Raw genomic sequence first — 427 nt, forward strand, 5'->3', positions numbered from 1 at the left:
TAGTGATAATAGTGCAGGTGTTAAAGTTCTTAACCTTGATGAGATGAAAGAGGTTAAGGGTGGAGTTTATACTTTTAATAGAGCAAGTAATTATGATAATGTTATAGGTGTTAGGAGCTATGCCTATATAGCAGGAGATAGTGATAAAACACCAGAACAATTCTTACAAGCTATGAATATTAGTGGCAATAAAATTATTCTTGCTAAATACCGTTATGTAAATAATCAAAAAGAATATTATTTACAAAGTTATGAAAAAAGCACAGGAACTCTTCGTGATATTTGGGCTTGGAATGGAAGTCCTGCTTATGATGTTTTAAAAGATTTTAAAAATCAATACTAAACTATTTCCTCGTTCCACTTATCCAAAACGGAACAGATCTTGCTTATATTATTTATATAAATATATTTAGGTTGAAGGCAAAAA

At 29.7% G+C, this 427-nt stretch carries 1 protein-coding gene; it reads left to right on the forward strand.

The window, feature by feature from the left end:
* The coding region (locus tag AJ888_RS06380; RefSeq protein ID WP_070315589.1) for a hypothetical protein at nucleotides 1-343 on the forward strand (343 nt) is incomplete at its 5' end.
* Nucleotides 344-427: the final 84 nt, after the last annotated feature.

The sequence above is a fragment of the Campylobacter sp. BCW_6467 genome (genome assembly GCF_001762855.1).
Classification (GTDB): Bacteria; Campylobacterota; Campylobacteria; order Campylobacterales; family Campylobacteraceae; genus Campylobacter_D; species Campylobacter_D jejuni.